At 66.9% G+C, this 23,622-nt stretch carries 18 protein-coding genes and 1 tRNA gene; 13 read left to right on the top strand and 6 right to left on the bottom strand.

Annotated elements, in window-relative coordinates:
- The 3 genes from DFLDMN_RS04505 to DFLDMN_RS04495 form a co-directional block, all read right to left on the bottom strand.
- Positions 1–888, bottom strand: a complete 888-nt coding sequence (locus tag DFLDMN_RS04505) for an ABC transporter permease (RefSeq protein ID WP_423198313.1) — start codon at positions 886–888, stop codon at positions 1–3.
- 62 nt (positions 889–950) lie between these two features.
- Positions 951–1,901 carry an ABC transporter permease gene (locus DFLDMN_RS04500; RefSeq protein ID WP_423197296.1) on the bottom strand — a complete coding sequence of 317 codons (951 nt, stop codon included), beginning with the start codon at positions 1,899–1,901 and terminating at the stop codon, positions 951–953.
- A gap of 190 nt (positions 1,902–2,091) precedes the next feature.
- On the bottom strand, positions 2,092–3,789 hold the full coding sequence (locus tag DFLDMN_RS04495) for an ABC transporter substrate-binding protein (protein WP_423197295.1): 1,698 nt from the start codon (positions 3,787–3,789) through the stop codon (positions 2,092–2,094).
- Between the two features lie 278 nt (positions 3,790–4,067).
- Here DFLDMN_RS04495 and DFLDMN_RS04490 point away from each other — a divergent pair, with 278 nt between their 5' ends.
- The 6 genes from DFLDMN_RS04490 to DFLDMN_RS04465 all read left to right on the top strand — a co-directional run bounded on the left by DFLDMN_RS04490 (position 4,068) and on the right by DFLDMN_RS04465 (position 10,283).
- Positions 4,068–5,315 carry a Zn-dependent hydrolase gene (locus DFLDMN_RS04490; protein ID WP_423197294.1) on the top strand — a complete coding sequence of 416 codons (1,248 nt, stop codon included), beginning with the start codon at positions 4,068–4,070 and terminating at the stop codon, positions 5,313–5,315.
- A gap of 226 nt (positions 5,316–5,541) precedes the next feature.
- The gene (locus tag DFLDMN_RS04485; protein WP_423197293.1) at positions 5,542–6,249 is read left to right on the top strand and encodes a GntR family transcriptional regulator; all 708 of its coding nucleotides are present in this window, start codon (positions 5,542–5,544) and stop codon (positions 6,247–6,249) included.
- Between the two features lie 59 nt (positions 6,250–6,308).
- A complete protein-coding gene (locus tag DFLDMN_RS04480; protein WP_423197292.1) occupies positions 6,309–6,986 on the top strand; it encodes a DUF2848 domain-containing protein in 678 nt (225 codons plus the stop codon).
- 8 nt (positions 6,987–6,994) lie between these two features.
- Positions 6,995–8,389: an amidase gene (locus DFLDMN_RS04475; protein WP_423197291.1), complete on the top strand. Its 1,395-nt coding sequence runs from the start codon at positions 6,995–6,997 to the stop codon at positions 8,387–8,389.
- Positions 8,390–8,501: 112 nt separating this feature from the next.
- Entirely contained in the window at positions 8,502–9,839 is a 1,338-nt protein-coding gene (locus tag DFLDMN_RS04470) for an MFS transporter (protein WP_423197290.1), read from the top strand.
- A 357-nt stretch (positions 9,840–10,196) separates the two neighbouring features.
- Positions 10,197–10,283, top strand: a tRNA-Leu gene (locus tag DFLDMN_RS04465).
- A gap of 73 nt (positions 10,284–10,356) precedes the next feature.
- On the opposite strand, the gene DFLDMN_RS04460 is transcribed toward DFLDMN_RS04465, so the two are convergent.
- The gene (locus tag DFLDMN_RS04460) at positions 10,357–13,125 is read right to left on the bottom strand and encodes an excinuclease ABC subunit A (RefSeq protein ID WP_423197289.1); all 2,769 of its coding nucleotides are present in this window, start codon (positions 13,123–13,125) and stop codon (positions 10,357–10,359) included.
- A gap of 60 nt (positions 13,126–13,185) precedes the next feature.
- On the bottom strand, positions 13,186–13,407 hold the full coding sequence (locus DFLDMN_RS04455) for a hypothetical protein (protein WP_423197288.1): 222 nt from the start codon (positions 13,405–13,407) through the stop codon (positions 13,186–13,188).
- 223 nt (positions 13,408–13,630) lie between these two features.
- On the opposite strand from DFLDMN_RS04455, the gene DFLDMN_RS04450 reads away from it, so the two are divergent.
- Positions 13,631–13,972: a VanZ family protein gene (locus tag DFLDMN_RS04450; RefSeq protein ID WP_423197287.1), complete on the top strand. Its 342-nt coding sequence runs from the start codon at positions 13,631–13,633 to the stop codon at positions 13,970–13,972.
- A gap of 20 nt (positions 13,973–13,992) precedes the next feature.
- On the opposite strand, the gene DFLDMN_RS04445 is transcribed toward DFLDMN_RS04450, so the two are convergent.
- A complete protein-coding gene (locus DFLDMN_RS04445; RefSeq protein WP_423197286.1) occupies positions 13,993–14,841 on the bottom strand; it encodes a 23S rRNA (adenine(2030)-N(6))-methyltransferase RlmJ in 849 nt (282 codons plus the stop codon).
- Positions 14,842–15,013: 172 nt separating this feature from the next.
- On the opposite strand from DFLDMN_RS04445, the gene mnmC reads away from it, so the two are divergent.
- From mnmC to lon, 6 genes are all read left to right on the top strand, one after another.
- A complete protein-coding gene (mnmC, locus tag DFLDMN_RS04440; protein ID WP_423197285.1) occupies positions 15,014–17,083 on the top strand; it encodes a bifunctional tRNA (5-methylaminomethyl-2-thiouridine)(34)-methyltransferase MnmD/FAD-dependent 5-carboxymethylaminomethyl-2-thiouridine(34) oxidoreductase MnmC in 2,070 nt (689 codons plus the stop codon).
- Positions 17,084–17,242: 159 nt separating this feature from the next.
- Complete coding sequence (gene tig / locus DFLDMN_RS04435; RefSeq protein WP_423197284.1) at positions 17,243–18,598, top strand: trigger factor; 1,356 nt, start codon at positions 17,243–17,245, stop codon at positions 18,596–18,598.
- 89 nt (positions 18,599–18,687) lie between these two features.
- Positions 18,688–19,338, top strand: coding sequence for an ATP-dependent Clp endopeptidase proteolytic subunit ClpP (gene clpP, locus DFLDMN_RS04430; RefSeq protein ID WP_423198312.1), 651 nt, complete (start codon positions 18,688–18,690; stop codon positions 19,336–19,338).
- Positions 19,339–19,586: 248 nt separating this feature from the next.
- Complete coding sequence (gene clpX, locus DFLDMN_RS04425; protein ID WP_423197283.1) at positions 19,587–20,864, top strand: ATP-dependent Clp protease ATP-binding subunit ClpX; 1,278 nt, start codon at positions 19,587–19,589, stop codon at positions 20,862–20,864.
- Entirely contained in the window at positions 20,864–21,073 is a 210-nt protein-coding gene (locus tag DFLDMN_RS04420; protein ID WP_423197282.1) for a hypothetical protein, read from the top strand. The genes clpX and DFLDMN_RS04420 overlap by 1 nt, the downstream gene beginning before the upstream one ends.
- A gap of 50 nt (positions 21,074–21,123) precedes the next feature.
- On the top strand, positions 21,124–23,535 hold the full coding sequence (gene lon / locus DFLDMN_RS04415; protein ID WP_423198311.1) for an endopeptidase La: 2,412 nt from the start codon (positions 21,124–21,126) through the stop codon (positions 23,533–23,535).
- The last annotated feature ends 87 nt before the right edge of the window (positions 23,536–23,622 follow it).

Here is a 23,622-nt window from a genome sequence, read left to right as displayed (position 1 = left end):
TCAGTCCTTGATTTCCATGGCCGAGCGGATGCCGTCGGCCAGCAGGTTGAACGAGATCGACGTGAGGAAGATCATCGCGCCGGGCAGCGCGGCCACCCACGGTTGCGTATAGATGGCGGTGCGCAGCGTGTTGAGCATCAGGCCCCATTCGGGCTCCGGCGGCTTGACGCCGAGACCGAGGAACGACAGGCCCGAGGCCAGGATCATCGATACCGAGATCAGGCTGGTGGCATAGACGAAGATCGGCCCGAGCACGTTGTTGAGCACATGCGCGCGCACGATGGTCAGCGACGACGCCCCCGATGCGCGTGCCGCGTCGACGAATTCGCGGCCGCGCACCTGCGTGGTCACGCTCTCGGCCACGCGCACGATCTGCGGCACGAAGACGATGGTCAGCGAGAGCAGGGCATTGCCCACGCCGGCACCGAGCGTGCCCGACAGCGCGATGGCCAGCAGCACCGACGGAAACGCGTAGAGGATGTCGGTCAGCCGCATGATCACGGTGTTGGTCCAGCCGCCGGCGTAGCCGGCGACGATGCCGAGCGCGCTGCCGATGACAAACGCGAGCAGCACCGGCGTAATGCCCATGAACAGCGAGAGCCGCGCGCCCAGCATCAGGCGCGAGAGCATGTCGCGGCCCAGTTCGTCGGTACCGAGCGGATAGTGCTCGGTGCCGATCGGCTTGAGCCGCTTGAGGATCGACGTGGCATAAGGATCGGCCGGCATCAGGTGCGGCGCAAACAGCGCCATCAGCACGAGTGCCAGCAGGATCAGCGCGGCCAGCATGGCCAGCCGGTTGCGCAGCAGCCGGCGGCCGACCGTGGCCCAGTAGCCGGGCGAGCGCTGCACGACGACGGGCGTCGTGCGTTTGTCGAGAGTCAGGTCCATGGGCACCTTCATGTCCGACGCCGGGTTGCGTCGCTGGTTTGCGTCATGTCAGTCGGAGGATGTCATTGCCGTTCGATGCGCGGATCGAACAGGGTCTGCAGCGCGTCGACGAGCAGGTTGAGCAGCACGAAAAACACCGCCAGCACGAGAATCGTGCCCTGCAGCAGCGGAAAGTCGCGCTGGAAGATCGCCGAGTTGAGCAGGAAGCCGGTGCCGGGCCAGGAGAACACGGTCTCGATCAGGATCGAGCCGCCCAGCAGGTAGCCGAGCTGCAGGCCCATCACCGATAGCGCGGTGGGCGCCACGTTCTTGACCACATGGCGGAACACGGCCAGGTCCGACAGGCCGCGCGCGCGCAGTCCGACGATGAACTCGTTGGAGAGGATTTCCGCGACCAGCGCCCGGATGGTGCGCGCGACGATGCCCATCGGAATCACCGACATCGTCACCGCGGGCAACAGCATGTACTGCAGGTGCTCCCAGTTCCAGGCCCAGTCGCCCGAGCCGTCGGGCCCGGCGCCGGTGGCCGGCAGCCAGCCCAGCACCACCGAGAACCCGATCACCAGCACCATGCCAAGCCAGTAGTGCGGAATGCTGACGCCCAGCACGGACAGGAACGAGGCCACGCGATCGGACACCGAATCGCGCATGTAGCCGGCTACGAAGCCGAACAGGCAGCCGGACGAGAAGCCGATCAGCGTGGCCACCGAAGCCAGCCGGATCGAATTGATCACGGCAGTGGAGACTTCCTGCATCACGGGCCGGCTGGTAGCGATCGAGGTACCGAGGTCGCCGTGCAGCGCGCGCACCAGCCAGTGGAAAAACTGTTCGAGAAACGGCTTGTCGAAGCCGTAGAGCGCGGTCAGCTGGCGGCGCAGTTCTTCCGAGGCATCGGGGGGCAGCACCGACACCAGCGGGTCGCCGGGGGCGATATGCACGAGCGAGAAGCACAACAGCGCGACCCCGAGCAGGATGGGCAACGCGTAGAGCAGACGGCGGAGAAGATAGGTCATTGCGATGTGCGCATGTCAACGGCGGCGCGCCGGCCCCGCTCCCTCCCTGCACGGAGCAGGACGGGAGCAGGCAGGGAACCGACACGGCGCAGACTCGAAGCAAACAGGGAGCAGGGCAGCGGCGGCCGGCCAGGGTGAGTCGTCAGGGTGGCGCGGACGTGCGATGCGCCGGCGCGTCCGCGCGTCCTCCTCAGTCCATCGACATCGTCGCGATATCGATAAACCAGCTCTGGGGCTGTACCACGCCCTTGACCTTCTTCGAGATCGCGCGCGGCCCCACGTCATGGGCGATCAGCACGAACGGCGCTTCCTCGACGATGCGTGCATGCAACTTGGCCAGCGCGGCGTCGCGCCCCTTTTCGTCAAACGAGGTGCGCGCGGTTTCGATCAGCTTGTCGAACTCGGCATTGCCGAAATAACCCCAGTTGTTCGACACCGGCGGCTGCGTCTTGGTGCTGACGAAGCGCACCATCGCAAAGAACGGATCCATCGCGGCAAAGCTCACGTTGATCGCATTGGCGCCGTGCGCGCTGGGGTCCTTGGCGCCGATGCGCCAGTTGGTGAACAGCGTGTTCCATTCCACCACGTCGAAGTCCACGTCGAAGTAGCACTCCTTGAGGTTCTGCTGCACATACTCGTTCATCGGCAGCGGCTGCATCTGGCCCGAACCCGAGGCGGACACCTGCACCTTCACCTTGACCGGCTTGGCGGCGGAGTAGCCCGCTTCCTGCATCAGCTTGCGCGCGGCGTTGGGGTCGTACTTGATATCGAACTTCGGATTGCCCCACCACGGGTTGCCCGGCTCGACGATGCCCTTGGCCTCGGCCATGTAGCCGCCCAGCAGGGTCTTCAGGCCGGCGCGGTTCACGCACAGGTTGGCGGCCTGGCGCACGCGCTTGTCGAGCCAGGGCGAATTGGGCGCGAACGACAACTGCCACGGCCACATATGCGGCTGCGTGTTGGCGTAGACCTCGAAGCCGCGGCTCTTGATCTGCGCAATGGCGTCAGGGGCGGGCGCCTCGATCCAGTCGACCTGGCCGGACAGCAGCGCGGCGGTGCGCGCGTTGGCTTCGGGCATCGGCAGCATGACCACCTTGTCGATCTTCGGCACGCGCCTGGCGTCCCAGTAGGCCGGATTGCGTGCGAGCTCCAGGCGCTCGCGCGGCACAAAGCGCGTCATGCGGAACGGCCCCGTGCCCGACGCATCGGCGGCAAACGCCACCCATGCCTGCTTGCTGCGTTCGGCCGGATCGGTCACCGAGGCCGGCACCGCGGCAAACTTCTTCTCCCATTGCGTGGGCGAGGCCATGAACAGGTTGGAGACGTTATACGGCAGGAACGAATCGGGTTCGGACGTGACCAGTTCCACCGTCATGTCGTCGATCTTGCGCGCGCTGCGCAGCGTGGGCATGCGCGAGGCGGTCACACCCACCTGGCTCGGGTCGAACTGTCGCGCGGTCTTGTCGAGCACCTTGTTGACGTTCCATACCACGGCATCGGCATTGAAGGCCGAGCCGTCGTGGAACTTCACGCCGGGGCGCAGCTTGAACGTCCACCGGGTCTTGTCCTTGTCGTCGACCTTCCATTCGGTGGCCAGGTCGGGAATCAGCAGGCTCGGTCCGTTGCTCTTCGACAGGTCCCACTGCGTGAGCGCATCGTACATCGGGATGCCGGTGAAGCGATTGCCTTCGAAGCCCTGGTCGGGCTGGCCCAGCGTGCGCGGAATGTCGGCCGCCGTCATGCCGATGCGAAGCACCTTGTCCGCGGCACTGGCGGTCACGGGCAAGGCGAGCACGGAAACCGCGAGCGCGGCCGCCAGGGTACCGATGCCCTGGGCACGAACACCGGAGAGGAAACCTTTCGCGTGGGAGGACGGATAGGAATGCACAGGCAATGCTCCTGAGTGGGGAAGAGAGGAAGACGCGAGGAGAGAAGCGCTTGCTCACTGGCTAGCAAGTCATGTGCCACCGGTTCACCACGCGCCACGCCGCTGCCATCGGCGCGATGCAAGCCGTCCGTAAGGTGCGCGCGATGGTCTGGTTTTTGCTGGTGATCACGACGCGCGTGCGCGACCCGGCCAGGGTTCGCGACCTGCCTGTCACGACCTCATCGCCCCCTGCGGCGAACGTTCGCGCGACATTTCCCCGACTCACGGAAGGCACACACATGGACTCGCTTCACACGCCGCGCATCGATGGTGCACGGCTTTGGCAATCGCTGATGGATCTCGGCGCGATCGGCGCCACGCCCAAGGGCGGCGTCTGCCGTATCGCGCTGACCGAGGAAGACCGGCGCGGCCGCGACCTGGTGGTGCAGTGGTGCCGCGAGGCCGGCCTCGCGGTGCGCGTGGACGAGATCGGCAACGTGTTCGCGCGGCGCGCGGGCACCGATCCGCATGCACCGGCGGTGGCCACCGGCAGCCATATCGATACGCAGCCGTCGGGCGGCAAGTTTGACGGCAACTTCGGCGTGCTGGCCGGGCTTGAGGTCATGCGCACGCTCAACGATCTCGGCATCGCCACGCGCGCGCCGCTCGAGATCGCCATCTGGACCAACGAGGAAGGCACGCGCTTTACGCCGGTGATGATGGGCTCCGGGGTGTTCGCGGGCGTGTTCGACGTGGCGCACGCGCAGGCCCAGGTCGACCGCGCGGGCATCAGCGTGGGCGCGGCGCTCGACGCCATCGGCTACCGCGGCACGCAGCGCGCGGGCGAGGTCCCGGGCGGCATGTACGCGGCCTACTTCGAGGCCCATATCGAGCAAGGTCCCGTGCTGGAAGCGGCCGGCCTGCCGATCGGCGTGGTCTCCGGCGCGCTCGGGCAGCAGTGGTACGACGTGACGGTGACCGGCATGGACGCCCACGCCGGCCCCACGCCGCTGGCGCTGCGGCACGACGCCATGCTCGCGGCCGCGCGCATGGTCGAGGCCGTCAACCGCATCGCACGCGACGAAGCGCCGCATGGCCGCGGCACGGTCGGCTATCTGGAGGTACGGCCCAACTCGCGCAACGTGATTCCGGGCCGGGTCGACTTTGCGGTGGACTTTCGCAACCTCACGCAGGCCGGCCTCGACCGCATGGATGGCGCCATGCGCGCCGCCTTTGCCGGCATTGCCGAGGCCGCCGCGGTGACCGTGGAGATTCGCCAGGTGGTCAAGTTCGAGCCGTGCGCGTTTGCGCCCGCATGCGTGGCCGCGGTGCGGCGCGCGGCCGATCGGCTCGGCCTGCCGCATATGGAAGTGGTGAGCGGCGCCGGGCACGACGCGGTCTACGTTGCACAGCGCGCGCCCACGGGCATGATCTTCGTGCCGTGCAAGGACGGCATCAGCCATAACGAGCTGGAGGACGCGCTGCCCGAGCATATCGAGGCCGGGGCCAATGTCCTGCTGCAGGCCATGCTCGGCGTGGCCGGTTGATGCCGGTACGCCACCGCACCATGCGCGGGATGGCGTCCGGGCGCGCCTGATCGCCGTGCATCGGGTGCACCAGGTTGGTGGCCCGATGCACCACGCTGCCCGCGACGCCGGGGCGGATCGGGTGCATCGGGGACGGGTTGGCGTTAACCCTGAGAAATTCCGGGCTTGTGCGCTGTGAAATATCACACTAGTATCACAGCCATCGAAGCAATCCCGGCACACCCCCATGGCGAAATCCATCCGACTGGTCGGCGCGGCGCAGGCCGATGACACGGACCACGCGCCGCCGTCGCCCGCGCAGAGCGGCGCGGCGATGCGCGAGCACGCCTATATCGAGATCAAGCGGCGCATCATCGCGTGCGAGTTCCGCCCGGGCGAGCCGCTCAACGAGGCGCAGGTCGCCACGCTGCTTGGTCTGGGCCGTACCCCGGTGCACCAGGCGCTGCACCGGCTGGAAGTGGAGGGCCTGGTGTCGATCATGCCGCGCAAGGGCGTGCTGGTGGCGCCGCTGTCGCTCAACGACGTGCTGGACATGATCGAGGTGCGTGCCACCAACGAGGTGCTGTGCGCCACGCTGGCGTGCGAGCGGGGCCACGACAGCGACTTCAAGGCGATGCGCGATATCGTCGACCGCTCGCCGGACCTGATCGCGCGCCGCGATATTCCCGCGCTGGCCTCGCTCGACCTCAAGTTCCATACCGCCATGTCGGCCGCGTCGCGCAATCGCGTGCTGGCCGACCTGCTGCGCAGCCTGCACGAGAAGCAGGCGCGCTTCTGGTTTCTCTCGCTGTCGGACCCGCAGCATCTGCAGAACGTCTACCAGGAACACCTGGATATCGTGGACGGGCTGGAGCGCCGCGACATACCGGCTGTGCGCGAGGCCATTCGCGAACACATCGACGAGTTTCGCAAGAACATCATCCGGACACTCTGAACCTTGCCTTCCCAGAGCCAGACCTAGACCCCAGACCCCAGACCCAGAGGATTTACGTAATGCCGACACTGCAATTCCAGGTAGCCGGCGGGGGCGCGCTCGCCTTCGACGTGGAACGACTGATCATTGCCGGCTGGACCGGCCGCGATGCGGACGCCGTCCAGCACCACATCCAGGAGCTCCAGGACATCGGCGTCAAGCCGCCCGCGGCGGTGCCGTGCTTCTATCCGCTGGCCGCCTCGCTGCTGACCACCAGCGATATCCTGGAAGTACCGCGCGACGACTCGTCGGGCGAGACCGAATTCGTGCTGTTGCAGACGGCCGATGCGCTGTATATCGGCATCGGCTCCGATCACACCGACCGCAAGGTCGAGGCCTACGACGTGACGGTGTCCAAGCAGATGTGCGGCAAGCCCATGGGCCGCGAAGTGTGGCGCTTCGACGAGGTGGCCGATCACTGGGACAGCCTGGAGATGCGCTGCTGGCGCGTGCGCGACGGCAAGCGCGCGCTGTATCAGGAAGGCAAGGTCACGCGCCTGCTCGATCCGCGCGAGCTGGTGCGTCGCCTGACCGGCGAGGACGCCTTGCCGCGCGGCACCGCGATGTTCTGCGGCACGCAGGCCGTGATCGGCGAGCTGGGCCATGGCGAGGCCTTCGAGGTGGAACTGCACGACCCGGTGCGCAACCGCACGCTGCGGCATGCGTACCGCGTGGCAAGCCTGGCGGTGGCCGAGTGAGCGCGCCCATGACTTCCAACCGGACCCCCAACGAGGCCCCCAACCAGGCCACCAACGAGGCCACCAACCAGGCCCCCAACAAGGCCCCCACCATCGCCGCGCTGGCCGCCGACCTGGCGGCGGGCCGTACCACCAGCCTGGCGCTGACCGAAGCCGCGCTGGCCCGCATCGACGCGCATCGGCGCGCTGGCGGCACGGCATTCATGGAGGTGGACGCGCCGGGCGCGCTGGCCGCGGCGCGCGCCGCCGACCAGGCCCGCGCGGCCGGGCTGGTGGCGTCGCCGCTGGCGGGTCTGCCGGTGTCCATCAAGGACCTGTTCGATGTGCGTGGCCAGGTCACGCGGGCCGGCTCGCAGGCGCTCGCGGCATGCCATGGCGAGCCGGCGACGACCGATGCGGTGGCCGTGGCACGCCTGCGCGCGGCCGGCGCCGTGCTGATCGGCCGCACCAATATGAGCGAGTTCGCGTTCTCGGGGCTGGGGCTCAATCCCCATTACGGCACGCCGCGCACGCCGCTCGATCCAGACCGTATCGCGGGTGGCTCCACCTCGGGCGGCGCGGTCAGCGTGGCGGAGGGCATGGCCGTGGCCGCGCTCGGCACCGATACCGGCGGCTCGATCCGCATTCCGTCGGCGTTCTGCGGTCTGACCGGCTTCAAGCCCACCGCGCGCCGCGTCTCGCTGGAGGGCGGCGTGCCGCTGTCGACCTCGCTCGACTCGGCCGGCCCGCTGGCGCGCTCGGTCGCGTGCTGTGCCGCGATGGATGCCGTGCTCAGCGGCGAGACGCTCGATACGCGACCGGCCACGCTGGCGGGGCTGCGCTTCTATGTGACGCGCGATTTCGTCTGCGAGGGGCTCGATGCCGACGTGGCCGAAGCGTTCGAGGCGGCGCTCGCGCTGCTGTCCGCCAGTGGCGCGCAGATCGTGCCGTTCGACTTCCCCGAGCTGCGTCAGCTGCCGGAAATCAACGCGGGCGGCGGCCTGACCGCGGCGGAATCGTGGTCCTGGCACCGTTCCATGCTGACGCTGTATGGCGACCGCTACGATCCGCGCGTGGCCATGCGGATCCGCCGCGGCGAGCAGCAGGGCGCGGCCGACTACATCGCCTTGCTGGCCGCGCGCCGGGCCATGCAGCAACGCGCGGCGGAACGGCTGCGCGAGGCCGATGCTTGGCTGATGCCGACCGTCGCGGTGCGTCCGCCGCGCCTCGATGCACTGACCCGTGACGAGGATTTCTTCGCCACCAACGGCCTGGTGCTGCGCAATCCGAGCGTGATCAACTTCCTCGACGGTTGCGCCGCGAGCCTGCCGCTCGGCAATGGCATCGGCCTTGGGGTGTGCGGCCTGCATGGACAGGACGCGCGCGTGCTGCAGGTGGCCGGCGCCATCGAAGGCGCGCTGTAGGACCGCGCTTCGCCTTACTCCGTCGCCGTCAGTCGTACTTCAGCACCGCCTCACCGAGGGCCGCGCCAACGTAGCGCGGCCCCGCCTACCACAAGCCCAGGAGTATTCACCGATGTCTTCCGCGATGTCATCCGCACTCACCGGCGCCCCCGGCGCCATCGATGGCCTGCCACCGGGCGAACTGGCCCGGCACCGCAATGATGCGTACCGCAAGATCACGGTGCGCCTGATCCCGTTTCTGGTGTTTCTGTTCATCCTTGCGTGGATCGACCGGGTCAACGTCGGCTTTGCCAAGCTGCAGATGCTGCAGGACCTCCAGTTCAGCGAGGCGGTATACGGCTTTGGCGCCGGCATCTTCTTTGTCGGCTACTTCCTGTTCGAGGTGCCGAGCAATCTGCTGCTCGAGAAGATTGGCGCGCGCAAGACGCTTGCGCGCATCACCATCCTGTGGGGCCTGGCCTCGATGGCGATGATCTTCGTCAAGACGCCGCTGCAGTTCTATGCGCTGCGCTTCCTGCTCGGAATTTTCGAGGCGGGCTTCTTTCCGGGTGTGGTGCTGTACCTGACGTACTGGTTCCCGGCCGAACGGCGCGCGCGCATCAATGGCCTGTTCATGACCTCGTTCGCCATCGCGGGCGTGGTCGGCGGCCCGCTGGCCGGCTACATCATGAGCGCGATGGACGGCGTGGATGGTCTCGCCAACTGGCAATGGCTGTTCGTGCTCGAAGGCATTCCGTCGGTGCTGGCCGGCGTAGCCGTGCTGATGTACCTGCCCGAGAAGCCGGTCGATGCCCGTTGGCTGTCCAGCGCCGAGCAGGCGCTGGTGATGCGCGACGTGGAGGCGGACGCGCGCGACCCGGCCAAACATTCGGCGCTGCGCGACGCGTTTGCCAACGCGCGCGTCTGGATCTGTGCCGCCATTTACTTTTGTGTGGTCAGCGGCAACGCCACCATCGCGTTCTGGTCGCCGTCGATCATCAAGGAGCTCGGCGTCAAGGGCAACCTGCAGATCGGCCTGGTGTCCGCGATTCCGTTCGTTGCCGGCACCATCGCCATGGTGCTCAACGGCGTGCACTCGGACCGCTCCGGCGAGCGCCGCTGGCACTGCGCCCTGGCCACGCTGCTGGCCGCCGTGGGCCTGACGCTCACCGGCATGTGGCTGCAGAGCGCGGTACTGGCCCTGGTGGCGCTGACAGTCGCGTCGATCGGCATCCTGGCCGCCTTTCCCGTATTCTGGTCGCTGCCGTCCGCGTTCCTGGCCGGCACCGCCGCCGCGGGCGGTATCGCGCTGATCAACTCCATCGGCAACCTGGCGGGCTTTGTGGCGCCGTACATGATCGGCTGGTTCAAGACCAATACGGGCCAGCTGTCGTCCGGCCTGTATTTCGTGGCGGCGCTGGAAGCCTGTGCAACGGTGCTGGTGCTGGCCTGTATCCGCGTCAAGCGGTAGGCCGGCCCGACCAGAGGTACTGACCGGGAACGGGGAGGGGGCTGGATTCCCCTCCAACGTTGCGCTACAATCCGCAGCCTCGTTGTGCTGCACGCAAGGTGCAGCGCCCGGCATGCCTGGCATGCCGCACGGAAGTCGATCCGTACGTCGACCAGTAAGCCGGTGGGTAAGCCGACGGTAGGTAAGCCGACGGTAGGTGAGCCGACGGTAGGTGAGCCGACGGTGGGTAAGCCGACAGCAGGTAAGCCGACGGCAGTTAAGCCGATCAGAAAGGCGGGCAGTCCGAGCCGCCTTTTTTGCTTTATCTGCCGGCGCATTCGGTTCGGCGACGGGCTTCGTCCCAACGAGACAAGGACTGCGAGGGTGGCGAAATTGGTAGACGCACCAGGTTTAGGTCCTGACGCCAGCAATGGTGTAGGGGTTCGAGTCCCCTCCCTCGCACCATCTCTTCTGCTGTTTTCTGCTTGGACCCCCGACGTTTCCACGTCTCGCCCGAGCCGGTGGCGCCCGTGATGGCCTATCCGCCCGCCGCGCCTTGCCACGCTGTCAGGTAGCGCGCCGTCACGCTTGCGCCGGACGCCGCCATGGCGGCGATAGCGGCCGGCGGGCCGCTGGCCACGATGCGGCCGCCCTGGTCGCCGGCGCCGGGGCCGATATCGATGACCCAGTCCGCCTGCGCCACCACGCGCATGTCGTGCTCGACCACCACCACGGTATTGCCCGCGTCCACCAGCGCCTGCAACTGCACCAGCAGGCGATCCACGTCCGAGGGATGCAGGCCGTTGGTGGGTTCGTCGAGCACGTACAGCGTGTCGCCACGCTGCGCGCGCTGCAACTCGGTGGCCAGCTTGATGCGCTGGGCTTCGCCGCCCGAGAGTTCCGTGGCCGGCTGCCCCAGCCGCAGATAGCCGAGCCCGATATCGCGCAACGCGGTCAGGGCGCGCATCGCCGGTGCCTCGTCGGCGAACACCTCGCAGGCCGCGTCGACGGTCAGGTCCAGGATTTCGGCGATATTGCGGCCTTGCCACGTGATTTCCAGCGTCTGCGGCCGGTAGCGCGTGCCGTGGCATGCGGCACATGGCGCGTAGACGCTCGGCAGAAACAGCAGCTCCACGCTGACAAAGCCTTCCCCTTCGCACGTCGGGCAACGGCCCTGCGCCACGTTGAACGAAAAGCGGCCGGCCGTGTAGCGCCGCTTGCGCGCGGCGGGCGTCGCCGCGAACAGCTTGCGGACATGGTCGAAGAGTCCGGTATAGGTCGCCAGGTTCGACCGTGGCGTGCGGCCAATCGGCGTCTGGGCCACGCGCACCAGCCGGCGCACTGATGCCATGCCGCCCGCGATGCGGCCCTCGGTGGGGGTCCCGGTCATCGCGAACAGCGGGTCGCGCTCGTCGGCGTCACCGTCGTGGGCGTCATGGGAGTCGTGATGGTTTGCGCGTCCCGCATGATGTGCTCCCTCGCGTCCTCCCTCGCGCGCAAGGTGCCGGCTTACCAGTTCGGGCAGCGCCTGGCTGATCAGGCTCGACTTGCCCGAACCGGACACCCCCGTTACCGCGGTAAAGCCGCCAAGCGGGATATCCGCATCCACGCGATGCAGGTTGTTGCGCGAGACATCGGTCAGCCGGAGCCATCCGGCCGGCTCGCGCGGCGCACGCCGGGGCGTTGGCGGCGCCCCGAACAGGTAGGCCGCGGTGCGCGACGCCTCGATCCTGGCGAGGCCGTCGGGCGGGCCGCTGTAGAGCACGCGCCCGCCATGCTCGCCGGCCGCGGGCCCCACATCGACGATCCAGTCCGCCTCGCGCATGATCTGCGTGTCGTGCTCCACCACGAACAGCGAATTGCCGGCCGCGTTGAGGCGGCGCAACGCCACCAGCAGCGCCTCGCCGTCGGCGGGATGCAACCCGGCCGAGGGTTCGTCGAGGACGTAGACCACGCCGAACAGTTGCGACGAGATCTGGGTGGCCAGCCGCAGCCGTTGCAGTTCGCCCGACGATAGCGTCGGCGTGCTCCGATCGAGCGACAGGTAGCCCAGGCCGAGGTCGATCAGCGTGGTCAGCCGCTCCATCAGTTCCTCGGCGATGCGTTGCGAGGCTAGCCGTTTCTCGGCGGAAAAATTGGGGGTGCGCCGCACGTCGGGAGCGGCCTTGTGCGCCGAGCCGCCGGCCGCCACGCGCCGCGCCGTGTCGGCACGTGCCGCCTTGCGGCTTGGCACGGTATCGACGGCAGTACGGTCAGCAGCGGCCGCGCCGGCGGCTTCGCCGTGCGCGATCGGCCGCATGATCTCCGCTACGCGCGCCAACGGCAGATGCGCGAAGGCGGCGATGTCGAGCCCGGCAAACGTCACCGACAGGGCCGCCTTCTTGAGCCGTTTGCCATGGCACGCCGGGCACTCGCGCCCGATCATGTATTGCGCCACGCGCTTCTTCATCAGCGCGCTCTGCGTGGTGGCAAAGGTCTGCAGCACGTAGCGCCGCGCGCCGGTGAACGTCCCCTGGTAGCTCGGCTCCAGCTTGCGCTTGAGCGCGGCGCGCACCTCGCGCGGCGTAAAGCCCGCGTACACCGGCACGGTGGGCTGCTCGTCGGTGAAGAGGATCCAGTCGCGGTCCCGCTTCGGCAGGTCGCGCCACGGCGTATCGACGTCGTAACCGAGCGTGACGAGGATGTCGCGCAGGTTCTGGCCATGCCAGGCCGGTGGCCACGCGGCCACGGCGCGTTCGCGAATGGTCAGCGAATCGTCGGGCACCATCGATTGCTCGGTCACATCGTATATGCGCCCAAGCCCGTGGCATTGCGGGCAGGCGCCCTCGACGGTGTTGGGGGAGAAGTCCTCGGCGTACAGCATGGGCTGCCGCGCGGGATAGGTGCCGGCACGCGAATACAGCATGCGTACCAGACTCGACAGCGTGGTGACGCTGCCCACCGTCGACCGCGCGTTGGGCGTGCCGCGCTGCTGCTGCAACGCCACGGCGGGTGGCAGGCCTTCGATGCTGTCGACCTCCGGCACGCCCACCTGGTCGATCAGGCGTCTTGCATAGGGCGCGACGGATTCGAAATAGCGCCGCTGCGCTTCGGCGTAGAGCGTGCCAAACGCCAGCGACGACTTGCCGGAGCCGGACACGCCGGTGAACACCACCAGCGCATTGCGCGGGATATCGACATCGATATTCTTGAGGTTGTGCTCGCGCGCGCCGCGCACCTTGACGAAGCTGTCGGTACCCGTGGAGGCGCGGTCCGGCTCCCGGGCCGCAGGCGACGCGCCCCGGGCGGGGAGGCGGGGCGGTGGCATCCCGTCGCTCATGCGCGTCGTTGCTTGCACAAATTGCCGGCGGCGACCATGTAGATCCGGCTATTTGCCGCGGCGCCTGGCCGGGCGCTTGCGGGCGGGCCCGGGCGGGGTCAATGCCGCCAGCCACGCGTCCGTTGCGGCCTTGGTCATCGCGGCGGTGGCCATGGCGGTCTGGCGCCGGCCCTCGGCCGCCGCGCGCCCGCGCGCCGCGCCGGCCACCGCATTGGCGCCGCTGAGCCACATGCTCAGCATGGGATTCTTCTTCAGCCAGGGGTTCCTCATCGGTTGCTCCTTGGGGCGACAGCCAGCGTGCCGATGCAGCCATGGCAGCAGGAAGCATGCCAGTCATGACCGTTCGGCGTCTACGACGGCGGTGCGACCGGCGCGCATCGGTCTGCTGGCGTACAAAGCGGTCCGTGGGCGACGTGTATGCTGTCGCCTGGCCGCGATGGCGCGGCGATCTCCCTTCGCAACCTTTCCCGTCGACATGCACAGTCTTGCGCGAATGTCTGCTTCGACCTTTCGCATCGCCTTCTGGCTCTGCGCGCTGATCGTGCTGGCGCTCGCATTGCTGCCGCCGAGCACGTCGATGCCGACCACGGGCTGGGACAAGAGCAATCACATGCTGGCGTTCGCCACGCTGGCCTTGCTCGCGCGACGGGCCTGGCCCGGGAGGGGCTGGGCCATCCTGATCTGTCTGGTGGGGTACGGGGTGCTGATCGAATGGCTGCAGAGCCTGACGCCATATCGCGATGCCGATGCCATCGACGTGGTCGCCGACAGCATCGGGATTCTGCTTGGCCTTGCGGTCGAGGCCGGGCTGCGTCGCGTCAGGCGGTCAGTCTGACGTCATGAACGCACGACGCATCAGCTATCGAGCGATTCCAGCGTGAACCTGGCGCCGTCGTCCTGGCCGAGCAGTTCCACCAGGCGCGGCAGCGCGGCTTCCAGTTCGGCCTTGAGGGTCCAGGGCGGGTTGATGACGAACATGCCGCTGCCATGCAGGCCCAGGCCGCCCGCGACCGGATGTCTGACCGTCAGCGACGCGTGCACCCAGCTCTTGACCGGCAGCTTCTTCAGTTGCTCGGGCAGCAGCGCGGCTTCGCGCCGCTGCACCTGCGGATACCAGACCGCGTACATGCCCGTGGCAAAGCGCTGCAGACCGTCCTGCACCGCCCGCACGGTGCGCGCGTAGTCGTTCTTGTCCTCGTAGGCGGGATCGATCAGCACCAGCGCGCGGCGCGGCGGCGGGGGCAGGATGGCCTTGATGCCTTCGAAGCCGTCACCGTCGTACAGCATGACGCGGCGGCCGGACCCGCGGAAGTTGTCGCGCAGCACCTGGATCTCGGTCGGATGCAGTTCGAACAGGCGCAGGCGGTCCGCTTCGCGCAGCATCTGCCATGCCAGCCAGGGCGAGCCCGGGTAGTGCTTGAGATTGCCATCCGGATTGAGCGCACGCACCTGCTCGAGATACGCCTCCAGCAGCGGAGGCAATGGCTGCGCGGCATGCCAGAGGCGGCCGATACCGGTCTCGAATTCGGCGTTCTTCTGCGCATAGGCGTGGTCCAACGCGTACAGGCCGGCGCCCGCCTGCGTGTCGATATACCAGAACGGCTTGTCTTTCTGCGTCAGGTAATCGAGCAACTGGACGACGATGGCGTGCTTGAGCACATCGGCATGGTTGCCGGCATGGAAGGCGTGGCGGTAGCTGAACATGGCGCGGAGCTGGTGAACATGGCGCGGCGGCCCTGGCCGGGGCGCCGGGGGCGCTATGCTACCATCCGCGGCCTTCGTTCCGACCGATTTTTTCCGCGATCCTTCCGCAAACCTTCCGCCACCGTTCCGCGAACTCCCGGTCTTTCCGCGAATTTTTAGCGATCATCACGCCATGCCGCGCGCCATCGAGCCTGCCGAGCCGATTCTCTCTCCCGAAGGCATCCCGTTTTCGCCGCGCTACGGCGACGTCTACCACAGCACCCGCGGCGGGCTGGCGCAGGCGCGCCACGTCTTTCTGGGCGGCAATGGCCTGCCGGCGCGCTGGGACGGGCAACGGCAGTTCGTCATCGTCGAGACCGGCTTTGGCCAAGGGCTCAATTTTCTGGCCACATGGCAGGCGTGGCGCGACGATCCACGGCGTTGTGCGCGCCTGCACTTCGTGTCGATCGAAAAGCATCCGTTCACGCGGGAAGGGCTCGCGCAGCTGTATGCGTCGGCATTTGCCGCCGATGCGGGCCAGGCGGCGCCGGCCACCGACCTGGCAGCACTCGGTGCGCAGCTCCGGCACGCCTGGCCCGATCCGTTGCCCGGCATCCACCGGCTTGCGTTCGAGGGCGGCGCGGTCACGCTGACGCTGGCATTCGGCGATGTCGACGCGATGCTGCCGCGCCTCGTGGTGGGCGCCGACGCCTTCTATCTCGATGGCTTTGCCCCGGCCCGCAACGCGGACATGTGGTCGGACACCGTGTTGCGGGGGCTGGCGCGCCTGGCACGCACGGACGCCACGCTGGCCACCTATACCGCGGCGGGATTTGTGCGGCGCGGCCTGCAGGCCGCCGGCTTCGCGGTGGAGAAGGTGCCGGGCTTCGGCGGCAAGCGCGATATGACGGTGGCCCGCTTTGCGCCGGCATGGAAGCATCGCCGCCAGGCGCCGCCGCCGGCGGCCCACTGGCCCGAGCGGCATGCCATCGTGATCGGTGCCGGCCTGGCCGGCTGCGCCGTGACCGAACGACTGGCCGCGCGCGGCTGGCGCATCACGCTGCTCGATCGTCACGCGGGTCCGGCCCGTGCAACCTCGGCCCATCGCGCGGCCGCGATGCACCCGCATATCTCGGCGGACGACAGTCTGTTGTCGCGCCTTTCGCGCGCCGGCAACCTCTATGCGCTACGCGCCTGGCAGGCCCTGGCCGCGGCCGGGCATCCGGTGGGGTGGCAGGGCTGCGGCGTGCTGCATATCGGCGAGGACGCCGCCGACAACGCGGCGCAGCACGCGGCCCTGGCGGCCCTGGGATTTCCACCCGGGTACGTGCGCTGGATGTCGGCCGAGGAGGCGGCGCAAGCGCATGGCGCGAGCGTGCCGCGCGGCGGGCTGTGGTTCGGGCAGGGCGGCTGGGTCGCGCCGCCCGATATCTGCGCCGCGCAGCTCGCGCGTGCGGCCGATGCCGTCACCGCGCGCTTCGGCTGCGAGGTGGCCAGCCTGGCGCATGCCGATGGCATCTGGCAGGCGCGCGCCCGCGACGGTGCCGTGCTTGCCGCGGCGCCGGTGCTGGTGCTCGCCAATGCGTACGAAGCCGAGGCGCTGCTGCCGTCACCGTTCCGCGCACTGCGCCGCGTACGGGGCCAACTGACCGACCTGTCGCCGACCCAGGCCGGACAGGTGGCGCCGCGCGGCCGTTGGCCCGACTGCGTCGTCACCGGCAGCGGCTATCTGTTGCCGCCGGCGCCCGACGGTAGCGTGCGGGTCGGCTCGAGCTACGACCCCGACGAAGGTCCGCTGGTGGCGCGCGCCGAAGTGCACGCGGCCAACCTCGCGCGGCTGGCCGCGCTGTTGCCGGACCGCGCAGCCGCCCTCGGCCGGCTCGACCCGCATGCGCTGCACGGTTACGTCGGCGTACGCACGGTCACGCATAACCGCCTGCCGATGATCGGCCGGCTGCCGGAAGAGGCGCAGGCACTGGCCCACGCCGGCGCGCTGCGTGGCGCCCACCTGCGCGACCTGCCGCGCCTGCCGGGCCTCTATGCGGCGCTTGCGTTTGGCTCGCGCGGCCTCACATGGGCAGCGCTGGCCGGCGAGCTGATCGCCAGCCAGGTGGAGGGCGAGCCGCTGCCGCTGGAAGCGGATCTCGCCGATGCCGTGGACCCCGCGCGGCTGCTGGTGCGCGCATTGCGCCACGGCCGGGCGGAAACGGAAGGCCGGCATGCCCACGATGCGGGCAGGGTAAAAACTGCCGGAAGCGAATGAAAACCATGCGATAATCCGCGTTTTCCGTTTGCGCGGACCCGAAATTCGCGCGTGCGCCGGGGGAGCCGGCAGGTACCGGCAGGTACCCGATGGCAGGTACCCGAATTCCCCCGGCGCGCGCGCAAGAGACAACAACATTTCTGGATTGGATCAACGACCATGTCGAACGTCATTGAAAATCTCGGCAAGCTGGACCGCAAGGTGACCCTGGCCATCCCCAAGGCCGAAGTGCAAAAGGAAACCCAGGAGCGCCTGGTCCGCCTGTCCAAGACGGTGAAGATGTCCGGCTTCCGCCCGGGCAAGGTGCCGATGAAGATGGTCGAGAAGCAGTATGGCCAGCAGGTCGAATTCGAAGTGCGTTTCGACAAGGCCGCGCGCAAGTTCTTCGACATCACCCAGGCGCAGGACGTCAAGGTCGCGGGGCAGCCCAAGTTCGACCTGAAGACCGACGGCGTGGCCGACGACGAAGTGGCTTTCGAAGCCACGTTCGAGGTGTACCCGGAAGTCACGATCGGTGACCTGGCCACGGCCGAGGTGACCCGCACCAGGACCGAGATCGGCGACGCCGAGATCGACAAGACCGTGGACATCCTGCGCAAGCAGCGCGTGCACTATCACGAGCGTGGCGACGCCGGTGCCCATGGCGATGGCGGCGCTGACGTGACCGCCAAGAACGGCGACCGCGTGACCGTGGACTTCGTGGGCAAGATCGACGGCGTGGAATTTGCCGGCGGCAAGGCCGACGACTTCGCGTTCGTGCTGGGCGAAGGCCGCATGCTGCCCGAGTTCGAAGCCGCCGCGGTGGGCCTGAAGGTGGGCGAGAGCAAGAGCTTCCCGCTGGCGTTCCCGGCCGACTATCACGGCAAGGAAGTGGCCGGCAAGACCGCCGAGTTCACCATCACGCTGAAGAAGGTCGAGTGGGCGCACATGCCCGACATCGACGACGCGTTCGCCAAGTCGCTTGGCATTGCCGACGGTAGCGTCGAGAAGATGCGCGCCGACATCCGCGAGAACCTCGAGCGCGAAGTCAAGCGCCGCACGCACGCGATGCTCAAGGACCAGGTCATGGAAGCGCTGCTCAAGGTGAGCGAGCTGGACGTGCCCAAGGCGCTGGTCGAGCAGGACAAGGAGCGCCTGGTGGAAATGGCGCGCCGCGACCTGGAGCAACGTGGCATGCCCAATGCCAAGGACATGCCGATTCCGGCCGACATGTTCACCCAGCAGGCCGAGCGCCGCGTGAAGCTGGGCCTGATCCTCGCCGAGATCGTCAAGGCGCACGGCCTGCAGGCCAAGCCCGAGCAGATCAAGGCCGAGATCGAGGACTTTGCCAAGAGCTACGAGGACCCGAAGGAAGTCATGCGCTGGTACTACGGTGACCAGCAGCGCCTGGCCGAAATGGAAGCCTACGTGCTCGAAAACAACGTGGTAAATTTCGTGTGCGAGAAGGCCAAGGTGTCGGACAAGGCGGTGTCGTTCGAGGAACTGACCGCCGAGACGAATCCGCAACAGGCCTGATGCTCGCGCAGCGGCCGGTGAGCGCATGAAGCATGTGGCGCCGGCCGTGATTCTTGAATACCTGGAGAACCTGCATGACCCGCAATGGCATGACCCGCAATGATTTGCTGGACCGTCTCGCCACCACGCAGGCTTCGGCCCTCGAGACCCAGGGTCTGGGGCTGGTGCCGATGGTGGTCGAGCAGTCGGGCCGGGGCGAGCGCGCGTACGACATCTACTCGCGCCTGCTCAAGGAGCGCGTGGTGTTCATGGTTGGCGAGGTCAACGACCAGACCGCCAACCTGGTGGTGGCACAGTTGCTGTTCCTCGAGAGCGAAAACCCCGACAAGGACGTCTCGCTCTACATCAACTCGCCGGGTGGCTCCGTTTCGGCGGGCCTGGCCATCTACGACACGATGCAGTTCATCAAGCCGGACGTGCAGACGCTGTGCATGGGCATGGCGGCGAGCATGGGCGCGTTCCTGCTCGCGGCTGGCACCAAGGGCAAGCGTAGCGCGTTGCCGAACTCGCGCATCATGATTCACCAGCCGCTCGGCGGCGCGCGCGGCCAGGCCTCGGATATCGAGATCCAGGCGCGCGAGATCCTGTACCTGCGCGAACGCCTGAACAGCATCCTGTCGGAAGTGACCGGCCAGCCCGTGGAGAAGATCGCACGCGATACCGATCGCGACAACTTCATGAGCGGCGACCAGGCGGTGGACTACGGCCTGATCGACAAGGTCATCACGCGCCGCGGGTGAGGAGTGGCGCTGGCGGCAACGCCGGGGTCCGACGTTGCCGGGCCGCCGGTGTGGTCATTGGCGCAGCCTGCGCGGAAGAACGAGGCCCGGGGGCCTCGTTTTTTGTTTTTCACCCACATTGACCCCATACCGCGGGCAAGCCCCGTCGGCTGGGCCAATTGTTTTGGCGTATGATGCGATTCATGCGTTTCCCGCGCAGGCCGGCTCCCGGCTCCGTGCGGCACACACAGCTAATGTGACTGATTCCTATGGCGGACAAAAAGAGTTCTTCCAGTGAAAAGCTTCTGTACTGCTCGTTCTGCGGCAAGAGCCAGCACGAGGTCAAGAAGCTGATCGCGGGCCCGTCGGTGTTCATTTGCGATGAATGCATCGACCTCTGCAACGAGATCATCCGCGACGAAGCTGCCGCGTCCGAGAAGGACGCCGCCGCTGCCACCCGCTCCGACCTGCCGACCCCGCACGAGATTCGCGAGAGTCTCGACCAGTACGTGATCGGGCAGGAACAGGCCAAGAAGATTCTGGCCGTGGCGGTGTACAACCACTACAAGCGCCTCAAGCATCTTGGCAAGAAAGACGACGTCGAGCTTTCCAAGAGCAACATCCTGCTGATCGGCCCCACGGGCTCGGGCAAAACGCTGCTGGCGCAGACGCTGGCGCGCCTGCTCAACGTGCCGTTCGTGATTGCGGATGCCACCACGCTGACCGAAGCCGGTTACGTAGGCGAGGATGTCGAAAACATCATCCAGAAGCTGCTGCAGAACTGCAACTACGAGGTCGAGAAGGCGCAGCGTGGCATCGTCTATATCGATGAAATCGACAAGATTTCGCGCAAATCCGACAATCCGTCGATTACCCGCGATGTCTCGGGCGAAGGTGTGCAGCAGGCCCTGCTCAAGCTGATCGAGGGCACCATGGCCTCGGTGCCGCCGCAGGGTGGGCGCAAGCATCCGAACCAGGACTTCCTGCAGGTGGATACCACCAACATCCTGTTTATCTGCGGCGGTGCGTTCGATGGCCTGGAAAAGGTCATCATGCAGCGTTCGGACAAGACCGGCATCGGTTTTGCCGCGCAGGTGCAGAGCAAGGAGGAACGCGACGTCAGCGAAGTCCTGCCGCACACCGAGCCGGAAGACCTGATCAAGTTCGGCCTGATCCCGGAACTGATCGGCCGTCTGCCGGTGGTGGCCACGCTGGCCAAGCTCGACGAGGCCGCGCTGGTGCAGATCCTGATCGAGCCCAAGAACGCGCTGGTCAAGCAATACCAGAAATTGCTGGCGATGGAAGGCGTGGAGCTGGAAATCCGCCCGGCGGCGCTGTCGGCGATTGCGCGCAAGGCCATCAAGCGCAAGACCGGCGCCCGTGGCCTGCGGTCGATTCTCGAACAATCGCTGATGGACGTCATGTACGACCTGCCCAACTACAAGGGCGTGCAGAAGGTGGTGATCGACGAAAGCACGATCACCGGCGATGCGCCGCCGTTGCTGATGTATGAGGAGCAGCAGCCAAAGGTGGCAGGATCGAACTGATGGCGATGCCGGGAAAGTGGTCGATGTCACACCGGCGCAAAAATCAAGCGGCCGTTCGCGTGAAAGCGAGCGGCTTTTTTTCTTCAATTCAAACGACGAACGGGAGCAAACGCGGGTATGCTGTTTCAGAGTGGGTGGCAAGTGCGGAATGCAGCATTTTTGTCCCGCACGAGGGAATTGATGATTTGCCGGTGATTGCTGTCTTGTAATCGATTCCCGCGACCCTATTTACGCCTTAAATGACTGACTGGGGAAAATGATGTCCGGAACACAACTCCTCCCGGCTGAGCCGATTCGCCTCCCACTGTTGCCGCTGCGCGACGTGGTGGTGTTTCCGCACATGGTGATCCCGCTGTTCGTGGGTCGCCCGAAGTCCATCAAGGCGCTTGAGACTGCGATGGAGTCGGGCAAGAGCATCATGCTCGTGGCCCAGAAGACGGCGGCGAAGGACGAGCCGACCGCTGACGACCTGTACGAGGTCGGCTGCATCGCCAATATCCTGCAAATGCTGAAGCTGCCGGACGGCACCGTGAAGGTGCTGGTCGAAGGCACGCAGCGCGCGAACATTACCGAGGTAAGCGAGGACGATTCGCATTTCATGTGCGAAGCCGTGCCCGTGCCGCCCGCGCCGGTCGAAAGCGCCGAAACCGAGGCCCTGCGCCGCGCGATCGTGTCGCAGTTCGACCAGTACGTCAAACTCAACAAGAAGATCCCGCCCGAAATCCTGACTTCGCTGTCGGGAATCGATGAGGCCGGCCGCCTGGCCGACACCATTGCCGCGCATCTGCCGATCAAGCTCGAGCAGAAGCAGAAGATTCTTGAGATGGTCAATGTGACCGAGCGTCTCGAGAGCCTGCTGTCGCAACTGGAAGGCGAGATCGACATCCTGCAGGTGGAAAAGCGCATCCGTGGCCGCGTCAAGCGCCAGATGGAGAAGAGCCAGCGCGAGTACTACCTGAACGAGCAGGTCAAGGCCATCCAGAAGGAACTGGGCGAAGGCGAAGAGGGCGCCGATCTCGAAGAGCTCGACAAGCGCATCAAGGCCGCGCGCATGCCCAAGGAGGCCAAGAAGAAGGCCGACGCCGAGTTCAAGAAGCTCAAGCTGATGTCGCCGATGTCGGCCGAGGCGACCGTCGTGCGCAACTACATCGACACGCTGGTCAATCTGCCGTGGCGCAAGAAGAGCAAGGTCAACAACGACCTTGCCAATGCCGAGCGCGTGCTGGACGAAGATCACTATGGCCTGGAGAAGGTCAAGGAACGCATTCTCGAGTACCTCGCGGTGCAACAGCGTGTGGACAAGGTGAAGGCGCCGATCCTGTGCCTGGTCGGGCCGCCCGGCGTGGGCAAGACCTCGCTCGGCCAGTCGGTGGCGCGCGCGACGAACCGCAAGTTCGTGCGCATGGCACTGGGTGGCGTACGGGACGAGGCCGAGATCCGCGGTCACCGCCGGACCTATATCGGTTCGATGCCCGGCAAGATTCTGCAGAGCCTGTCGAAGGTCGGCGTGCGCAACCCGCTCTTCCTGCTCGACGAGATCGACAAGATGGGCATGGACTTCCGTGGCGACCCGTCGTCGGCGCTGCTCGAGGTGCTGGACCCGGAACAGAACCACACGTTCCAGGACCACTACATCGAGGTGGACTTCGACCTGTCGGACGTGATGTTCGTGGCGACGTCGAACTCGCTGAACATTCCGCCGCCGCTGCTGGACCGGATGGAAGTGATCCGCCTGTCGGGCTATACCGAGGACGAGAAGGTCAACATCGCCGAGCGGTATCTCCTGCCCAAGCAGATCAAGAACAACGGTCTGAAGGCGGGCGAGATCGAGGTGACCGAGGCCGCGCTTCGCGACATCATTCGCTACTACACGCGGGAAGCCGGCGTGCGCTCGCTGGAGCGCGAGGTGTCGAAGATCGCCCGTAAGGTGGTCAAGCTGCTGCTGCTGAAGAAGGAGTCGGGTCCGGTCAAGGTCGATTCGGAAAACCTCGACAAATTCCTCGGCGTGCGCAAGTACGACTTCGGTCTGGCCGGCAAGGAAAACCAGGTGGGCCAGGTGACCGGTCTCGCGTGGACCGAGGTGGGCGGCGATCTGCTGACCATCGAGGCGGCGATCATGCCTGGCAAGGGCAATATCACCCGCACCGGTTCGCTCGGCGACGTGATGAAGGAATCGGTCGAAGCGGCACGTTCGGTGGTGCGTTCGCGTGCCCGCCGGCTCGGGATCGCGGATGAGATGTTCGAGAAGCGCGACATCCACATCCACGTGCCCGAAGGCGCCACGCCGAAGGACGGTCCGTCCGCGGGCGGTGCGATGACGACGGCGCTGGTGTCGGTGCTGACCGGGATTCCGGTGCGTGCCGATGTGGCGATGACTGGCGAGATCACGCTGCGCGGCGAAGTACTGCCGATCGGCGGCCTCAAGGAGAAGCTGCTGGCTGCCCACCGTGGCGGTATCAAGCTGGTGCTGATCCCCGAGGAGAACGTGAAGGACCTCGCCGAGATTCCCGACAACGTGAAGAACGCGATCGAGATCGTACCGGTGCGCTGGATCGACAAGGTGCTGGAACTGGCGCTTGAGCGCAAGCCCGAGCCGCTGCCGGAGGAAGTGGACAAGCCTGCCGAAGTGGCGGACAAGTCGACGACCTCGGTCGAGATGACGCACCACTGAGCTGCGGTTAGCCGACAGTTGCGATAAGACGCCATGGGCTCGCGCCCATGGCGTTTTTTATTGCGTCGGGTGCTTGGCAAAGCGCGG

The sequence above is a fragment of the Cupriavidus sp. H19C3 genome (assembly GCF_049393815.1).
In the GTDB taxonomy this organism is placed as follows: domain Bacteria; phylum Pseudomonadota; class Gammaproteobacteria; order Burkholderiales; family Burkholderiaceae; genus Cupriavidus.
This window is presented reverse-complemented; position numbering and strand designations above follow the sequence as displayed.

Excerpts from the sequence above, each read along its gene's own strand:
- clpX (WP_423197283.1), top strand. The coding sequence starts at position 19,587 with ATGGCGGACAAAAAGAGTTCTTCCAGTGAAAAGCTTCTGTACTGCTCG.
- DFLDMN_RS04500 (WP_423197296.1), bottom strand. The coding sequence starts at position 1,901 with ATGACCTATCTTCTCCGCCGTCTGCTCTACGCGTTGCCCATCCTGCTC.
- tig (WP_423197284.1), top strand. The coding sequence starts at position 17,243 with ATGTCGAACGTCATTGAAAATCTCGGCAAGCTGGACCGCAAGGTGACC.
- DFLDMN_RS04475 (WP_423197291.1), top strand. The coding sequence starts at position 6,995 with ATGACTTCCAACCGGACCCCCAACGAGGCCCCCAACCAGGCCACCAAC.
- mnmC (WP_423197285.1), top strand. The coding sequence starts at position 15,014 with ATGCCGCGCGCCATCGAGCCTGCCGAGCCGATTCTCTCTCCCGAAGGC.
- lon (WP_423198311.1), top strand. The coding sequence starts at position 21,124 with ATGTCCGGAACACAACTCCTCCCGGCTGAGCCGATTCGCCTCCCACTG.
- DFLDMN_RS04470 (WP_423197290.1), top strand. The coding sequence starts at position 8,502 with ATGTCTTCCGCGATGTCATCCGCACTCACCGGCGCCCCCGGCGCCATC.
- DFLDMN_RS04480 (WP_423197292.1), top strand. The coding sequence starts at position 6,309 with ATGCCGACACTGCAATTCCAGGTAGCCGGCGGGGGCGCGCTCGCCTTC.
- DFLDMN_RS04420 (WP_423197282.1), top strand. The coding sequence starts at position 20,864 with ATGGCGATGCCGGGAAAGTGGTCGATGTCACACCGGCGCAAAAATCAA.
- DFLDMN_RS04505 (WP_423198313.1), bottom strand. The coding sequence starts at position 888 with ATGGACCTGACTCTCGACAAACGCACGACGCCCGTCGTCGTGCAGCGC.
- DFLDMN_RS04460 (WP_423197289.1), bottom strand. The coding sequence starts at position 13,125 with ATGCCACCGCCCCGCCTCCCCGCCCGGGGCGCGTCGCCTGCGGCCCGG.
- DFLDMN_RS04455 (WP_423197288.1), bottom strand. The coding sequence starts at position 13,407 with ATGAGGAACCCCTGGCTGAAGAAGAATCCCATGCTGAGCATGTGGCTC.
- clpP (WP_423198312.1), top strand. The coding sequence starts at position 18,688 with ATGACCCGCAATGATTTGCTGGACCGTCTCGCCACCACGCAGGCTTCG.
- DFLDMN_RS04445 (WP_423197286.1), bottom strand. The coding sequence starts at position 14,841 with ATGTTCAGCTACCGCCACGCCTTCCATGCCGGCAACCATGCCGATGTG.
- DFLDMN_RS04490 (WP_423197294.1), top strand. The coding sequence starts at position 4,068 with ATGGACTCGCTTCACACGCCGCGCATCGATGGTGCACGGCTTTGGCAA.
- DFLDMN_RS04450 (WP_423197287.1), top strand. The coding sequence starts at position 13,631 with ATGTCTGCTTCGACCTTTCGCATCGCCTTCTGGCTCTGCGCGCTGATC.
- DFLDMN_RS04485 (WP_423197293.1), top strand. The coding sequence starts at position 5,542 with ATGGCGAAATCCATCCGACTGGTCGGCGCGGCGCAGGCCGATGACACG.